At 69.7% G+C, this 14,673-nt stretch carries 14 protein-coding genes; 10 read left to right on the plus strand and 4 right to left on the minus strand.

Going from position 1 to position 14,673, the window contains the following annotated elements:
* Positions 1-102 precede the first annotated feature (102 nt).
* A complete protein-coding gene (locus AB0B33_RS27415) occupies positions 103-453 on the plus strand; it encodes a UBP-type zinc finger domain-containing protein (RefSeq protein WP_247022785.1) in 351 nt (116 codons plus the stop codon).
* Between the two features lie 102 nt (positions 454-555).
* On the opposite strand, the gene AB0B33_RS27420 is transcribed toward AB0B33_RS27415, so the two are convergent.
* Both AB0B33_RS27420 and AB0B33_RS27425 read right to left on the minus strand, forming a co-directional pair.
* The gene (locus tag AB0B33_RS27420) at positions 556-948 is read right to left on the minus strand and encodes a hypothetical protein (protein ID WP_360776913.1); all 393 of its coding nucleotides are present in this window, start codon (positions 946-948) and stop codon (positions 556-558) included.
* A 260-nt stretch (positions 949-1,208) separates the two neighbouring features.
* Positions 1,209-1,763, minus strand: a complete 555-nt coding sequence (locus AB0B33_RS27425) for a DUF4230 domain-containing protein (RefSeq protein ID WP_360776915.1) — start codon at positions 1,761-1,763, stop codon at positions 1,209-1,211.
* Between the two features lie 157 nt (positions 1,764-1,920).
* Between AB0B33_RS27425 and AB0B33_RS27430 the strand changes: the two genes are divergently transcribed.
* Complete coding sequence (locus AB0B33_RS27430) at positions 1,921-2,073, plus strand: hypothetical protein (RefSeq protein ID WP_360776917.1); 153 nt, start codon at positions 1,921-1,923, stop codon at positions 2,071-2,073.
* Here the strand turns inward: AB0B33_RS27430 and AB0B33_RS27435 are convergent.
* Positions 2,034-2,420, minus strand: coding sequence for a hypothetical protein (locus tag AB0B33_RS27435; protein WP_360776919.1), 387 nt, complete (start codon positions 2,418-2,420; stop codon positions 2,034-2,036). The genes AB0B33_RS27430 and AB0B33_RS27435 overlap by 40 nt on opposite strands.
* Positions 2,421-2,582: 162 nt before the next feature.
* Here AB0B33_RS27435 and AB0B33_RS27440 point away from each other — a divergent pair, with 162 nt between their 5' ends.
* From AB0B33_RS27440 to AB0B33_RS27470, 7 genes are all read left to right on the plus strand, one after another.
* The gene (locus AB0B33_RS27440) at positions 2,583-5,192 is read left to right on the plus strand and encodes a tetratricopeptide repeat protein (RefSeq protein WP_360776921.1); all 2,610 of its coding nucleotides are present in this window, start codon (positions 2,583-2,585) and stop codon (positions 5,190-5,192) included.
* Between the two features lie 205 nt (positions 5,193-5,397).
* A complete protein-coding gene (locus AB0B33_RS27445; RefSeq protein ID WP_360776923.1) occupies positions 5,398-6,351 on the plus strand; it encodes a radical SAM protein in 954 nt (317 codons plus the stop codon).
* A complete protein-coding gene (locus AB0B33_RS27450) occupies positions 6,341-6,952 on the plus strand; it encodes a CYTH domain-containing protein (protein ID WP_360776925.1) in 612 nt (203 codons plus the stop codon). Before AB0B33_RS27445 ends, AB0B33_RS27450 begins: the two co-directional genes overlap by 11 nt.
* 38 nt (positions 6,953-6,990) lie before the next feature.
* The gene (locus AB0B33_RS27455) at positions 6,991-8,373 is read left to right on the plus strand and encodes a toll/interleukin-1 receptor domain-containing protein (RefSeq protein ID WP_360776927.1); all 1,383 of its coding nucleotides are present in this window, start codon (positions 6,991-6,993) and stop codon (positions 8,371-8,373) included.
* Positions 8,370-9,455, plus strand: a complete 1,086-nt coding sequence (locus AB0B33_RS27460; protein WP_360776929.1) for an AIR synthase related protein — start codon at positions 8,370-8,372, stop codon at positions 9,453-9,455. The genes AB0B33_RS27455 and AB0B33_RS27460 overlap by 4 nt, the downstream gene beginning before the upstream one ends.
* Positions 9,456-9,464: 9 nt before the next feature.
* Positions 9,465-9,938 carry a cytidine deaminase gene (locus AB0B33_RS27465; RefSeq protein WP_360776931.1) on the plus strand — a complete coding sequence of 158 codons (474 nt, stop codon included), beginning with the start codon at positions 9,465-9,467 and terminating at the stop codon, positions 9,936-9,938.
* Positions 9,939-9,965: 27 nt separating this feature from the next.
* Positions 9,966-11,984, plus strand: a complete 2,019-nt coding sequence (locus AB0B33_RS27470; protein ID WP_360776933.1) for a hypothetical protein — start codon at positions 9,966-9,968, stop codon at positions 11,982-11,984.
* Here the strand turns inward: AB0B33_RS27470 and AB0B33_RS27475 are convergent.
* Positions 11,981-12,586 carry a MarR family winged helix-turn-helix transcriptional regulator gene (locus tag AB0B33_RS27475; RefSeq protein ID WP_360776935.1) on the minus strand — a complete coding sequence of 202 codons (606 nt, stop codon included), beginning with the start codon at positions 12,584-12,586 and terminating at the stop codon, positions 11,981-11,983. The two genes, AB0B33_RS27470 and AB0B33_RS27475, sit on opposite strands and share 4 nt — an antisense overlap.
* 828 nt (positions 12,587-13,414) lie before the next feature.
* Here AB0B33_RS27475 and AB0B33_RS27480 point away from each other — a divergent pair.
* The gene (locus AB0B33_RS27480; RefSeq protein ID WP_360776936.1) at positions 13,415-14,668 is read left to right on the plus strand and encodes a serine hydrolase domain-containing protein; all 1,254 of its coding nucleotides are present in this window, start codon (positions 13,415-13,417) and stop codon (positions 14,666-14,668) included.
* Positions 14,669-14,673 lie beyond the last annotated feature (5 nt).

Below are 14,673 nucleotides of genomic sequence, written 5' to 3' on the forward strand. Positions count from 1 at the left end.
TCGATCCCGAACTTTCCGCGGCGACCGGTCGGCCGATTCGGCAGCCCCCGGCGTTCGGATTAGAGTCGGGTCTGCCAGGCAATGCTCAGCAGAGGAGTTCGCATGCAAGGAGTAGACCCCGCGGTGCCGCCCAGTGGCCCGGGCTGCGCGGACTGCGACGCCGCGGACCCGCAGGGCTGGTGGTTCCACCTCCGCCGGTGCGCGGAATGCGGCCGCATCGGCTGCTGCGACTCCTCACCGGGCCAGCACGCGAGCGCTCACGCGGCGGCCTCGGGCCACCGGATCGTCCGCAGCTTCGAGCCGGGCGAGGAGTGGTTCTGGGACTACGAGGAAGAGACGATGTACGAGTCCGGCCCCACGCTGGCGGCCCCGGAACACCACCCCTTGACCCAGTCGGCCCCGGGCCCGGCCGAGCGGCTGCCGGAGGACTGGCCCCAGCACCTGCACCGTTGAGGGGGATGGCCCGCGGAGTGCGCCGTGGGCTCGACGGGCGGGTCTCGGCCGGGCTGCCGCGCGGCCGAACCCGGAACCGCTCGAGACACGGCGCGCCGCGGCTCAGGCGCCCTGGTGGTCCGCCATGTACCGCGCGTACCAGGCCGGCCATTGCTCGTCGTGCTCCCCGGTCTCCTTCTCGTGCTCGCCGTGCGCCGCGGCGGCTTCGCGCAGGGCGCGCTCGAGGTCCTCGGCGGAGCCGTACGTCACGCCGTCGACCCGGCCCGGGAAGCGGTCGGTGATCTCCTGCAGCAGCCACGTGTTGCCGTCGGGGTCGCTGAACGACGCGAACGACGAGTACGTGCCGCGGTCGGGGTGGATGCCCGGGGCGAGGCGCCGGTGGCGTCGCGGTGGAAGACCTCGCTGACCGCGACCCGTGCCCGGCGAGCTCGGCGCGGGCGGCTTCGACGTCGGTGACCACCAGGTAGGTGTTGCGCACGCCGCCGGGGGTGGCATCGGTGATGCCGGTGCCGAAGTGCACCGACGTGCTCGATCCAGGCGGAGTCAGCTGGACGATCCGGGAAGCGCCGAAGTCGATGTCGGCGTCTTCGCGCCAGCCGAGGCTCTGGTAGAACTGCTTGGTCCGGTCGACCTCGGTGACGGGCAGGACCACGACTTCGAGCTTCATGTCCATGAGCGGAACTCCTTCGGGGTGACGGCCGGTTCGCCGCGGCTCCCCAGTGTCGTCCCGCGCGGGTCCGTTCGCCCCCGGTACCTCAGCCCCCGCGGGGGTCGTCGGCGTAGTTCACCGTGATGTTCTTGAAGCCGAGCGACTGCAGCAGTCCCGTCAGCATCGCTTTCGTGTTCCGCTCCGCGTCGGCGATCAGCGTGCTCTTCGCGGCCGCGGCCTGGATCTGCTTCTGGGCGAGCTCGTAGAGCGCCTGCTGCGAGTTCGGGTTGCCGCTGAGGAACTCGTTGACGCGGGTGAACAGGCCCTGCTGCTGCGCGTAGACGTGCGACTCGTGCACGTCCAGCGTCGCCGGCTCCAGCTGGGCGTGCGCCAGGGTGACCGTGGCGGACAGGCGGTCGTCGGAGACCTGGACCGCGTCGCCCTTCAGCCCGGAGAAGTCCACGTAGGCGTTGTCCGTGCCGACGCCGATGAACATCGTGTCGCTGCCCACGAGGAAACTGGGCAGCACCGAGCTGGTCGTGATGTCGACGACCACCTGGAACGACCCGCTGGCGGCTTCGTAGCGCGAGAGCTCGACGATCGACTGCAGCAGCACCGGACCGGAGTGCTCTTCGGTCTGCGTCGCGAACGGATTGCGCAATTGGGGTAACAGGTGAACCGCCGATCCGACGAGCGCCGCGACGGCGAGAACCACGATAGCGACGGCGATTCCGACGAGCCGCTTGCCCCATGCACCCATGCCGGAGGATTACCCAAGCGAGCGCTTGACGAACCGGTTCCGGGGGTACGTTGTGGTCGTGCGCAAGTTGTGGCTGTGGGTTCTGGCGATCGCCCTCGTCATCGTGCTCCTCGGCTTGATCTTCGGGGGCTACCGGAAGGGCACGAAGCTCGGTGAGCCCGCGTCGCTCGGTCAGAACTTGACGTGCATGGTGTTGCCGTCGCCGACCTGAACGCCCTGAGAGTCCGTCACCCGCACCGTGAACTTGGCCGGCCGCTCGTCCCGAGCACCGAGTTCGGCCAGCAAAGCGCGCGCGGCCGACAGAACCTCCGGATCGCTCGCCGTGTCGGCTGAGGTCAGCGCCGCCACCAGCTCGTCGCGGTGCTCGTCCGGATTTGCCGCGTACGCCTCCAGCAGCGAAGCTTCGCCCGGTGAGTCGTCGCGGGCCAGCAGCCGCCGGATGCCGTTCTGCAGACCGGCGTACGCGTCCTTCACCGCCGCGGTCGCGGTGTCCTTCATCCCCGCGGCGGCGCCCGCGGTCAACGCCGTCACGACCAGTTCCACCGCTTCGACAGCCACGCGTGCCACTCCCTCCGCCCGGCGGCGCCATGTCGGCGGAGTGCTCGACCGGCCGCCGAAGTCGTGCCGAGGTTACGCCATGACCCGGCTCAGGTCGGGCAGACGGTGTAACGATGGGTAGCACCTCGGCGACTACAACGCGTCATGCCCGGTCATGATCGGGTGAACGGGAAGAACTGGTCAAGCCGAAACAGAGGGCGCGTGACGACTGGCGACTCGGCCGCGGAACGAGATTTCCCGCAACCCCGTCGGACCTACGACGTACCGATCGACCGCGGTCTCGGCAACGTCGTCGGCGACGGGAACGTGCAGAACGTCTACATCGGCGATCCCGCGCAGGGCGTCGGCGTCGGAGCCATCCGGGTCGGTGCGGTTCCCCGGCGAGCCAACTGCTTCCGGGACCGCGCGGTTCTCGTCCCGCTCGCGGCGTCGCTGCCAGAACATCGCGAGGGCGTTCCAGGGACCAGGGGAGCCGCTGCGCAGGTCCTGTCGGGGCTGGGTGGCGTCGGCAAGACCCAGATCGCTGCGCAACACGCCGAACAGCAGTGGCAGGCCAAGGAGATCGACCTCCTCATCTGGATCACGGCGTCCTCTCGCGAAGCGATCATCACCGGTTACGCGAACGCCTCGAAACGAGTTCTGCAGCTCCCCGACGCCGCATTGCTCGACGCCGCCATGCGGTTGCTGGACTGGCTGCCCGGTACCGGCAAGAAATGGCTGATCGTGCTCGACGACCTCCAGCACCCCGGTGACCTGAAGGGGCTCTGGCCGCCCGCCACGGCGACCGGACAGGTCGTCATCACCACCCGCCGCCGCGACGCGGCGCTGACCCGCACCGACCACACCCTGATCGACGTCGGTGTCTTCACCGCCGAAGACTCCCTCGCCTACCTGGAAAGCGCGCTCAACTACGCACCTGACTTGATCGACACCGCCGCCGAACTCGCGGACGATCTCGGGCACCTCCCGCTGGCCTTGGCGCAGGCAGCTGCGTACATGACCGATCGAGGGCTCAGCTGTGACGAGTACCGCCGGCGACTCGCTGATAGGCGGAAGACCTTGCACGACGTGTTCCCCACACCGGACGAGCTCCCCGACGACCACAGCCACACCGTGGCCGCCACCTGGTCGCTGTCCATCGATCTGGCCGACCGGCTCCGGCCCAAAGGTCTCGCGCGGCCGCTCCTCGAGGCGGCCGCTCTCCTGGATCCCAACGGCATCGCCGTGGATGTCTTCACCAGTAAGAGCCTCGTGGGCTACCTCGGCCGGCGGACCGGCTCGCCGGTCGTCGCCGACGACGTCCGTGATGCCTTGCACGTGCTGCACCGGCTGAACCTGATCCTCCTCGACGCCACACAGCCCCACCGCGCGGTCCGCATCCACCAGCTGGTCCAGCGGGCGACCAGGGAGCACGAGCTCAGCCGCGCCCACCGGGAAGTGCTCGCCCTCGTGTGCGCCGACGCTCTCGTCGAGGTGTGGCCGGAGATCGAGCGCAGCCCCGAGTACGCGCAGATGTTGCGGGCCAACACCGACATCGTGCGCGACATCGCGGACGGTGGCCTGTGGCGGCCTCGGCTGCACGGCGTACTCCTGCGGGCCGCACGCAGCCTCGGACAGGCCGGGCTCGTCGAAGCGGCGGTTTCGCGCTGCGCGGATCTGCACGACCGCGCGCAGGGAGTCCTCGGTGCCGATCACCCCGATACGCTGACCATCCGGAACGACCTCGCCTATTGGCAGGGGCGCGCGGGTGACCCCGCGGGTGCGGCGACCGCGTTCGACGGACTGCTGGCGGATCGATTGCGGATACTGGGCCCCGATCACCCCGACACCTTGACCACCCGGAACAACCTGGCGCGGTGGCGTGGTGAGTCCGGCAACCCGGCGGGTGCCGTCGCGGCGCTCGAGCAGTTGTTGACGGATCGGCGCCGGATCTTGGGTGAGGAGCACCCGCACACCCTGAGCACCCAAGGGAACCTGGCGCGGTGGCAAGGTGAGGCGGGGGATCCCGCCGGTGCGGCTTCCGTCTTCGCGCAGCTGTTGTCCGAACAACTGCGGGTGGTCGGCCCCGACCACCCCGATACTCTGGCCGCCCGGCACAACCTGGCCTACTGGCGGGGAGAGGCGGGCGATCCCGCCGGTGCGGTGAGCGCTTTGGAGCAGTTGCTGCCCGACCAGGTGCGAGTTCTGGGCCCCGACCACCCCTCCCCGTTGCTGACGAGGGGAAGCATCGCTCGATGGCTGGGCGAAGGCGGCGATCCCCGGAAAGCCGTGTCCGCGCTCGAAGAGCTGCTCTCGGACCGGCTCCGGATACTCGGCCCCGACCACCTCCACACGCTCACCACCCGCGGCAGCCTGGCTCGGTGGCGGGGCCGGGCGGGTGATCCGGCAGCTGCGGTGACCGCGCTCGAGGACTTGTCGGCCGATCAGTTGCGGGTACTCGGTCCGGACCACCCTTCGACGTTGACGGTGCGCACCTATCTGGCCGACTGGCTGGGCGAGGCAGGCGATCCCGCGGCCGCCGTCACAGCACTCGACCGGCTGATCACCGACCAGCTGCGGGTGCTCGGCCCGGACCACCCCGCCACGCTCACCGCGCGAGCGAGTCTGGCGCACTGGCGGGGAAAGTCCGGTGACGTGAGCGGTGCCGCGGCGGCGTTCGACGACCTGCTCCGCGACCGCCTCCGGATCCTGACGCCGAGCCATCCCGAGATCGCCAGGACCCGTGCCAAGCTGGAACACTGGCGGGTGAAACTGGCGGACGGCGTCGAATGAACATTCGTTTCGACGATTTGGCCTTCTTTGTTCGGTGGCGACGCGGCGGCGGATGACCCGTTCGGATCAACTTTCGTGATCGGTTCGGAAAATGTCCTGCTTTTGTCCACAAATCAACGGTGTTGGCCTGCGCGCGACGTGTTGCGGTGTGGCGGGATCGCCCTAGACTGCAGGCTGGAAGCGAGAGGTATCCAGGGAGGGTGCGATGTCGAGCAAGGTCGTGCAAGGCGCGCGATTCTTGTCCCTGCGGATACTTCTGACCGAGCGGTGCAACTTGGCCTGCGTGTTCTGCCACAACGAAGGGCAGGAGGGTCTCACCGGTCTTTCGCCGCTAAAGGTGCGTGACCTGCGGACGTTGCTCGACGCGGCCGGGGGCCGAGGGTTGCGGCAGATCAAATTCTCCGGTGGCGAGCCGACGCTCTTCCCCGGCCTGCCCGATCTGGTCCGGCTGTGTGTCGAGGCGGGCTATGACACAGCGGTCATCTCGAACGGTGTCGATCGCCGGGCGCTCGAATCGGTCGCCGCCGCGGGCGGCCGGATCTGCGTCAACGTTCCGTCGGCGGATCAGGCTGCCTACGCACGATTGACCGGTGGTGTTTTGGAGCGCGTACGGGTGACACTCGACGCTCTCCGTGGTGTCGGGGCGGAGGTTGCGATAAACAGTTATGCCCGCCTGGTCCCGGATGTGAAGCACATTGAAAGCATGCTCTCGTTCGCGAACGAGTACCGGGTTCCGGTCAAATTCCTGCTTCCTTGCCAGGTGTCCGCGATTGAAAAGCAGAACCGCGCCCATCTGTCGTACGGTGAAGCGCTCACCGGATTCGGTTACACGCGATCGGCGGATACCCCCTACGACAGTACGTGGAACGGCGAACACGGCCGGCGGGTCCGGGTGGTCAAACCCTGGTGTCCCAGCGCTTGTCACGAGGTGGCGTCGCACTACCGCAGCATCAGGCTGACGACACGGCTGCAATTGCGGCCGTGCTTCGGGAACGGCCGGTTCGGAGAGACGCTCGATTTCGGTTCCGTGGAAGCGTGCGGGCGGGGCATCGATCGGGCGCTGTCGTCATTCGCCGAAGCGTGTGGCGACCGGGCCGGCGTCCGGGTCCGCCGACGGCACCTGGCAGGCGTGGCCGAGCGGGAGAGCCATGTACGTTGAGCGCGAGTGGCGGTTCCGGCTGACCGAGGACCGGTACCGCCGGCTGAAATGCGAATTCGACTGGAGTCCGCCGGTCCGGGTCATCGACGTCACGCTCGGCTTGGACGGCCCGGTGAGCATGAAGACGCAGGGGTGGGTCGCGCGGCTTCGATGGGTCGACGGGGTCAGCGCGCTGCAGTACAAGGGGGCGACCGCCGCCGAAAACGCGTACCTCGAAGCCGAGGTCGGTGTCGAGACGGTGCGTGGCGCGGCCGAAGTGCTGAGCCTGATGGGATTGCGGCTGGGGTTGGTGATCGACCGGACGCGAAGGAGTGTCCGCGTCCGTGACGCCCTGTTGACGTTGGACGACGTCGCCGGGTTGGGCACGTTCGTGGAAGTCGAGCTGTGTGGTGGTGCGGCCGACCACGAGTTGTCCGTGCTCGCCGCCGAGCTCGGTCTGGCCGAGTCCTGTCCGGCCTACGGGGACCAGATCCTGCACAGCGTCGAATCGTCACCGGAATGGGCGGAACGCTATGCCCGCGCGAAGGTCGAGGTGATCTCGGAGCTGGGGCTCGAGCGAGTTCTGGCGGTCGAAGACGCCGGTCAGCCGACCCGGTCATGATCTCCCAGGAACTGCTGGGTGTCCACCCCGCCGAGGTGATGCTCGAGCTCCTGGAGCGGGCAAAGCTCGACGTGCTCTTCGAAGCGCAGCACATCGGGCGGAAGGAGCCATCGGCGGCGACGGCTGGCACGATGCTCTACGCCGCGGCGATGATGCGTCCGATTCCCGACGAGACGCTCGAGCCGTACTTCGCCGAGCTGTGTTGCCTGCTCAGTGAGGCGGGATCGATCGAGGTGCCGTCGCGGTACCGCGTCACCATCGAAACCAACTGGTCGGACGCGTGGTGCTTGGCGGCACTGGTGCGCCGGCCCCGGCTGGCGAGTCCGGGCGCCGTCGAGAACCTGGCGTCGTCGTTCTTCGACCGGCAGGATTCTTCGGGTGGCTGGGGCTTGCGGCCCGACCGTCCGGGCCGGCCGCACCCGTTGTTCTGCCTGCCGGCCGCACTGGCGATCCGGAGCCTGGTCGACGACGGGGGGCCGCTGGCGCGGAAGGCCGTGGCCGCGCGTCGGAACCTCGTCTCGTACCTCAGGCGCTCACCGGCCGAAGAACCACTCGTCCAGGTCCTTCGCGAGGCGGTGCTGAAGATCGTCGGTGCACCTTCGGCGCCGGAGAAGCTGGAGCGCCTGCACGGCTTGATCTGGCGCGGCGGGGTCCTGGCCATGGAGTCGGTCTGGCTGGGCCGGGAAGATCAGCCGTTGTGGTACACCACGATCGATCGTTCGCTGATGCTGCTGGCGACGCGCCAGTTGTGGCCGGTACTCGATCCGGTCAACGTTCAGCTGGCGGGGGAGTTGCTGGACGGGTTCGACAGCGACCGCGGTGGCTGGTGCAACGACATCTCGGACACCAACGTCTGCACGTGGCGCACGGCCGAGGCATCCTTGGCGGTCGATCGCCTCGGCCGAGATCTGGAGAGCTCGCGGATCACGGCCGACGGCTGGCGATCGCGTCGCGAGGAATCCGCGGTGCTCCGGGTGACGGACGGCTTCGACGTCGGCATCTCCTTTTCCTCGATGCAACGGGGCATAGCCGCCAGGATCAGGGAAAAACTGAGAGCCGCCGGCTTGACCGTCTTCTACGACGAAGACTACGAACACGAACTCCTCGGCGCCGACCTCAACATGTACCTGCACGACACGTACATCCGTCGGTGCCGCTACGCCGTCGCCATCCTGTCGGCCGACTTCGTGAAGTCGAAGTGGAGTGGCAGCCTGGAGTGGCGCGCGATCCTTTCCCGGTTGCAGGAGGCACGGGGCAACTTCCTGCTCCCTTACTACGTCGACGAGGTGGAGGTGCCCGGCCTCAGTCCCTCGATCGGCTACATCCGGAGCCGCACCCATTCGCCGGAAGAGTTCGCGGACGTCGTGCTGCGGAAAGTTCTGGCGCACGGCGCGAGACCGCAAGAGGGGGATCGACGGTGACGAGGCGGCTGGCGGAGTCCGGTGGCAGGCGCGAACTGCTGACCGATGTCGGTGAGTACCACGTGCACGAGATGATCGAGAACCTGGTCAACGTTCCCGGCGGCCGGGTCGTCGGGGACGACTGCGCGGTCTACGAGCTGGACGGCCGCGAATCCCTGCTGCTGAACGTGGATCGTCTTCCGTTGAACGTCGAGACGTACAACCGCGCGAGACTGTGCGTGGCGCAGACGTTGTCGGACATCTTCTGCATGGGTGGCCGTCCCTGCAGCTTCATGGTCGCGCTCACCTTGCCTCGCAGCACGACGCTGGCGGCCGTCGAGACGCTGATGGCCGATCTGACGGCCGAGCTGGCGCGCTACGACGTTCGGCTGGTCGGCGGTGACACGAAGGAGGGGCCGGCCTTTCACATGGTCGGGTTCGCGTGGGGCAGGGCGGCCTCCGGTCGCCTGGTCCGGCGCACCGGCGCTCGACCGGGCATGGTCGTGGGGGTGACTTCCGCCAAGGCCAAGGACTGGGGGCTGAGGTGGGCCAACGCGGTGATCCGCGAGCTCGGCCTGTCGGTCCCGGCCGCCACCCGGGAGTTGTGCCGGTCGGCCGACGAAGTCATCGAACTGCCCGAATCCGAGTCCCGGGCCGCGATAGACACGGGCAGAGTGCGTGCCGGGCTCGATCTGTCCGACGGGGTAGGAGGCGGTATTCGCATCTTGGCCCGTGTTTCGGCGGTGAAGCTGGCGCTGGACAGGGCTGCGTTGGCAACGCTGCCGGATCGTCGGTTGCAGCCGGTCGCCGAGGCCCTGGAACTTCCCCTCGAAGCGTTCGCTCTCTCGCCGGGTTACGACTGGGAGAACATGTACGTCGTCGATGCCGATGGGGTGGAAGAGGTGGTCGACGCGGTGGCGTCGGCCGGCGGTCGCTTCACGGTGATCGGACGAGTCGACGAGGGAAGCGGTGTCGAGCTCGATGGCCTGGCGATCGACGAAAATCGACTTCCGGTGGACGAGAAGTTCGCCAGGGACTATGTATGGGAGCAGAGGTTTTCGGCCTGGCGGGACGATTGTCGCGCCGTTCTAGGGAACGGGTAGGTGACTGCCGTGTCATATCGAGACCCCGGTGAGCTGGAATCGGATGATTTCCTGCTGTTGCGCAAAGCTCGTGACGTCGGCAGGAATGCCTTCAACCCTGTTTCCGGGTTCTTGGTCGGTGCGGCGGTCCGTGACCGGCACGGACGGACCTTCGCCGGTACGTTCCTCGAGTCTTCGGCGTTGCCGCTGAGCGTTTGCGCGGAGCCCGCCGCACTGCTGGCGGCGTTCTCGGCAGGCAGCCGCGATCTGGTGACGATCGCGGTGGCGGGCGGCGATCCCACGGATTCCGGATCTGACATCCCCATCACGCCGTGCGGGGGGTGCCGGCAACGCATCTACGACACGACCGGTGGAGCCGCGGTGAACATCAGGGTCCTGTGCTCGAACCTCGCCTTGGACCGGGTGCTCGACGTGCACATCCTGGATCTCCTGCCCTACGCCTTCGATTCATCGGTGCTACCGGCCGCGGCCTGGAAGGCCTGAGGCCGCTGGTGCAGGTACGTTGAGGCGATGACCGAGGGGGTCTCGAACGAGGTCGGCACCGCGTACGGGCCCGTCGTGCAGGCGCGGGACATCCACGGTGACGTCCACGTCCACCCGTTCCCGCCGGCGTCGCCCTTGGTCGAGCGGCCTATCTCCGGGTGGTCCGCGCGGGAGCTCGGCGTGCACGAAGCCATCACGCTGGATCCCGCGGCCTCCGCCGAACCGCCGTGTTACGTCGTCCGGCCGCACGATGGCGAGATTCGCGGGCTGCTGCGGGATGCGGCCGGGTCGAGTTCGATGGTCGTGCTCGTCGGGGGTTCGGCGGCCGGGAAGACGCGTGCCGCCTACGAAGCCGTGCGGGCCGTGGCGCAGCTGGGGGAGTGGCCCGTCGTGCGGCCGAGCGGGCCGCGGCAGCTGGTGGAACTACTGGCTCGCGGTCTTCCGCCGCGGCGGGTGGTGTGGCTGCCCGATCTGCAGCGGCGGTTCTTCGACCTGCCGCACGGGCCCGCGGTCGCGGAAGGGCTCGCTGACGTCCTGGGCGGGCCGGGGCCGGTGCTGGTGGTCGGCGACGTCTGGACCGCGCACTGGGCTGCTTTGTCCACTGTGGACTCACCGGCGGTGCGGGCGTTGCTCGATCTGCCGCAGGTGCGGATGGTGCGGATCGCCGAGAGCTTCGCCGGCGCGCAAGCGGAACTGACCCGGTGCGCCGGTCTCGACCCGCGGCTGGCGCTGGCCGTGCGCACCGCCGGGGCGGCGGTCACCCAGGTGCTTTCCGGCGGACCGCAGCTGCTCCGCCACTACGTCGACGGCCTGCACGGCCCGCGGACGCACGCGGTCGTCACCGTGGCGATGGACGTGCGGCGGCTGGGGCACGAGAGCGCGATCAGCGCGGACGTCCTGCGCGCGGCCGCGGCGGACTACCTCGACGAGCGGGATCGCGTCGTCACCGGCGACTGGTTCGCCGACGCGCTGGCGGGCGCGACCCGGCAGCACCACGGCATCGCCGCCCTGACCCCCACACGGAGCGCCCCGGGGCTGGGACCGCCGGACGGCTACGTCCTGCACGACTTCCTGGACCACCACGCCCGCGACGCCCGGGAGGGTGAGCGGCCGCCGGCCGGTCTGTGGAACGCGCTGGCCGAGCACGTCACCGCGGCCGACGACCGCTCGCGGCTGGCCACCGCGGCCCTGCAGCGGGGGCTGTACCGGCTGGCCGCGCGGTACGCCGTGCCCGCGGCCGAGGCCGGGGACGTGCCCGCGATGCGCCTGCTCGCCTTCCTCCTGGAGTTGCGCGGTGCCACGGCGGAGGCGCACGCGTGGACGCAGCGCACCGGCGATCTGGACCGCACCCCGCTGCCTCTCGACCTGCTGCTGGACAGCGGCGGCGAACCTGAGGTCGAGCCGGATCCGCACGACGCCGTGTGGCAGCTCTTCCGGCTGCGCGAGGACGAGGGCCGCGACGACGAAGCCCTCGCCCTGCTGCGGCGGCTCGCCGAGACCCAGCCGCTCGCGGTGTCCATGCTGTCGGTCCGGCTGCGTCGCCGCGGCCTCGACCACGAAGCCGAGACGCTCCTCCGCGCCCATGCGGAGGCCGGTGATCCCGCGGCGATGTGGTACCTCGGGGAAATGCTCCGGGAAAGAAAAGAGATCGACGAGGCGGCCGGCTGGTTCCGGCGCAGTGCCGAACTCAGCCTGCTCGCGGTGCCGTTGCTGGCGGACGCACTGGCTGACCTGGGCCGGCTCGAAGAGGCCGAGGAGCCGTTGCTGATCCAGACGAGCAAGGGTCACCGGCTGGCGGCCAAGCACCTGGCAGCCTTGTCGGAGCGCCTCGGCCGCCCCGCGGAGGCCGAGGCGCGCTTGCGCGTGAAACTCGAAGAGGGCGGGGGCCAGGGGATGGTCCGGCCGGCCGAGCCGCACTGGATGAAACTGCTTACCGACCTCCTGGACCGGGCCGGCCGCACGGACGAGGCGGAGCAGCTGCGCCGGTACGGGATCGAACCCGGCGGCACCACAGCGGCCCCGTGGGAACTTCCGGTGCGTCCCTAGCCCGCGGCCGGCTCGTGCTCCGGGCAGTCGGTGCGCAGGGCGGTCCGGGGGAGCGGGGTCCGCAGCAGGTGGCAGTGGTGGGGTACCGCGGGGTCGGGGTGCTCGTCCCGGCCGAAGAACCGGCACGTCGTGCACGTCCGCATCGCGCCCAGCACGCCGGAGCGCTGCAGGCCGCCGATGACGTCGAGCACCGTCTGCAGGGTGGCGGCGCGCTCCGCCACCGGGACGCCGGCCAGCGCCGTCGTCAGCGGATCGTCCCAAGTGGACAGTTCGCGGGCGATCGCGTCGCCCGCCTCGGTCAGTGACAGCACCCGGCGGCGGCCGTCGCTGGTGGGGGCGCGGCTGACCAGCCCTTTGCGCTCCAGCGCGGCGATCGCGTCGACCATGGTCGGGGTGGTGACGTCGGACTCCTTGGCCAGCGCCGCCACCTCGCGCCGGCCTTGCGGCTGCCGGGCCAGCGCGAGGACCGCCTGCTGCTGCAGCGGCGACAGCCCGTGCCCGCGCGCGGTCCGCTGGGCCAGCGAACGCAGGCCGTTGCCCAGCCGTTCGAGGGCGTCGGCCAGCCTGCGGTCGAGGTCGGCGGTGCCGTCGAGACCCGTCATGCGGTTCCCCTTCGGGTAGGAGTCCTAGCGGTATCGTACCCGCGGCCCGGCCGGCACCTGCCGTGCAGGTCAGCCGTTTCCGGCGGGGCCGAGAGGGTCGCTCCGAGTGCGTTTGGTGAACGGCGGGAGGCGCGAAAACGGCCGGTGACCCTCCGAATTCCTCGCCCAATTTCGTTACGGTCCAATCGGGTGATCTGCTCCCTGTCCTGTTTCCCAGGCCGTGGGAACACCGCGAATTATGTGAAATAAAGACGGTAGCGGGGTGCACGATACGGTGCACGTGCGTCCGGCCGTGCTGGTTGACTCACCGGTAATTGACGCCGGGAAGATCGAGAATCGCGTTTCCGCAGTTGACGGGCCTGCGCGACCGCCCCGATCCCGGGCCGCAAAAGTGCCGCGAGATCCGTTGTTTGACCCCTTGTGGGGCCGGGTAACAGGCTTCAGCGGCCCCGGAACGGCTGACTGAACCAGCCGGCGGGGTGGTACGGCGATTGGCCGCTGCCCGCCGTTGTTCGACGTGTCCGCAAGTGCCGGAAACCGTCGGGTAAATGGCTGCTCAACTCGTGGAATGCTGTCGTTGTGGTTGCTACGTTGGGTAGCTCCGAACCGGCCCGATCGCAGGTTGGGATCCCACGATTGGCGGTACTGACGATCACCGGCAAACAGGCAGCGTATTAATTCCAGCGGTTCCGCGAGATGCGCTGGCGGGGATTGCGCGGGACGGCTGTGGTCTTGGTCATTCATTGTGGGCGAGCTTTTCTTGTGATATCGGAGGGTCGGGTCATGCAATCCGTGCGAGACGGTCGAAACGCCTCGGACAGACGACGGGTGACGGCGCAACAGCTGCACGCGGTGCTGGGGCGCGCCGCTCGACGGCACCGGGTGCCGGGGGCGCAGCTCGCGGTGCTGCGGGACGGCGAGCGGGTGGTGGTCCAGACCGGTGTCGAGGACCAGGACCGGGGCACGCCGATGACCGAAGACTCCGCGGTGCCGACCGGCTCGGTCACCAAGGTGGCCACGGCCACGGTGGTGATGGCCCTCGTGGCGGACGACGACCTCGAGCTGGATCAGCCCGTCGCCGACGTCCTCGGCGTGGCCGGCCTGTCCGGCGCGCTCACCCCGCGCCGGCTGCTCAGCCACACCAGCGGGCTCCCGTCCGACCCCGCCGACCCCACCGCGGGCTGCCTGAGAGAGGTGCGCGAGGCGGTCCCCGTCTGCCCGCCGGGCAGCGCCTTCTCCTACTCGAACCTCGGATACGCGCTGGTCGGAGCCGTGATCGAAGCCGTGACCGGGATGACCTGGCGGGAGGCCGTCGAGGCGATCGTGCTGCGGCCGTCGAAGATCGAGCCGGTCTACGCCGGGAGCGCGCGCGGCGTCTCCGGCCACGGGCGGGCCGCCGGTCCGGCCGGGGCGCGGCCGGTCGAGCAGGTGCTGCCGCCGATGCTGGAGCCCGCCGGGGCGCTGGCGCTGAGCGCGCGTGACCTGGTCGAACTCGGCCGGATCCACCTGGGCAAGCCGGGGCTGCTCGACGTCGTGACCGCGGCCGACATGCACCGGCTCGTCCCGGAGGCCGACCCGTTCGGGCTCGCCGACGGCTGGGGCCTGGGCATCGCCCACTTCGGCACGGGCGACGACGTCTGGCTGGGCCACGACGGCACCGCCGACGGCACGTCCTGCCACCTGCGCATCGACCAGGCGGGCGCGTGCGTGGTCGCCTTCACCGCGAACGGCGCGGCCGGCACGGACATGTGGCACGAGGTCGCCGGCGACCTGCGTGAGCTGGGCTTCGACCTGCCCGAACAGCGCTTCGGCAAGCCCGGCGCGCAACCCGTCCCGGTCCCGGACGGCGACTTCGGCACCTACCGCAACGGTGTCATCGACTACACCGTCCGCGCCGACGGCGCGGGTGCCGCGCTCGTCGTCGACGGCGAGGTCTACCCCGGCCTCGTCCTGCACGACGACGGCAGCTTCACCGTCCGCGACCCCGCGACCGGCCGCGCCACCCCGTGCGGCCGCTTCCGTGGCGCGCCCGGCGCTTCGACCGCGGTCGAAATCGGTGGCCGCCTCGCGCGGCGCTGCTGACCGGA

This window comes from Amycolatopsis sp. NPDC049159, from assembly GCF_040648295.1.
GTDB classification, from domain to species: domain Bacteria; phylum Actinomycetota; class Actinomycetes; order Mycobacteriales; family Pseudonocardiaceae; genus Amycolatopsis; species Amycolatopsis pretoriensis_A.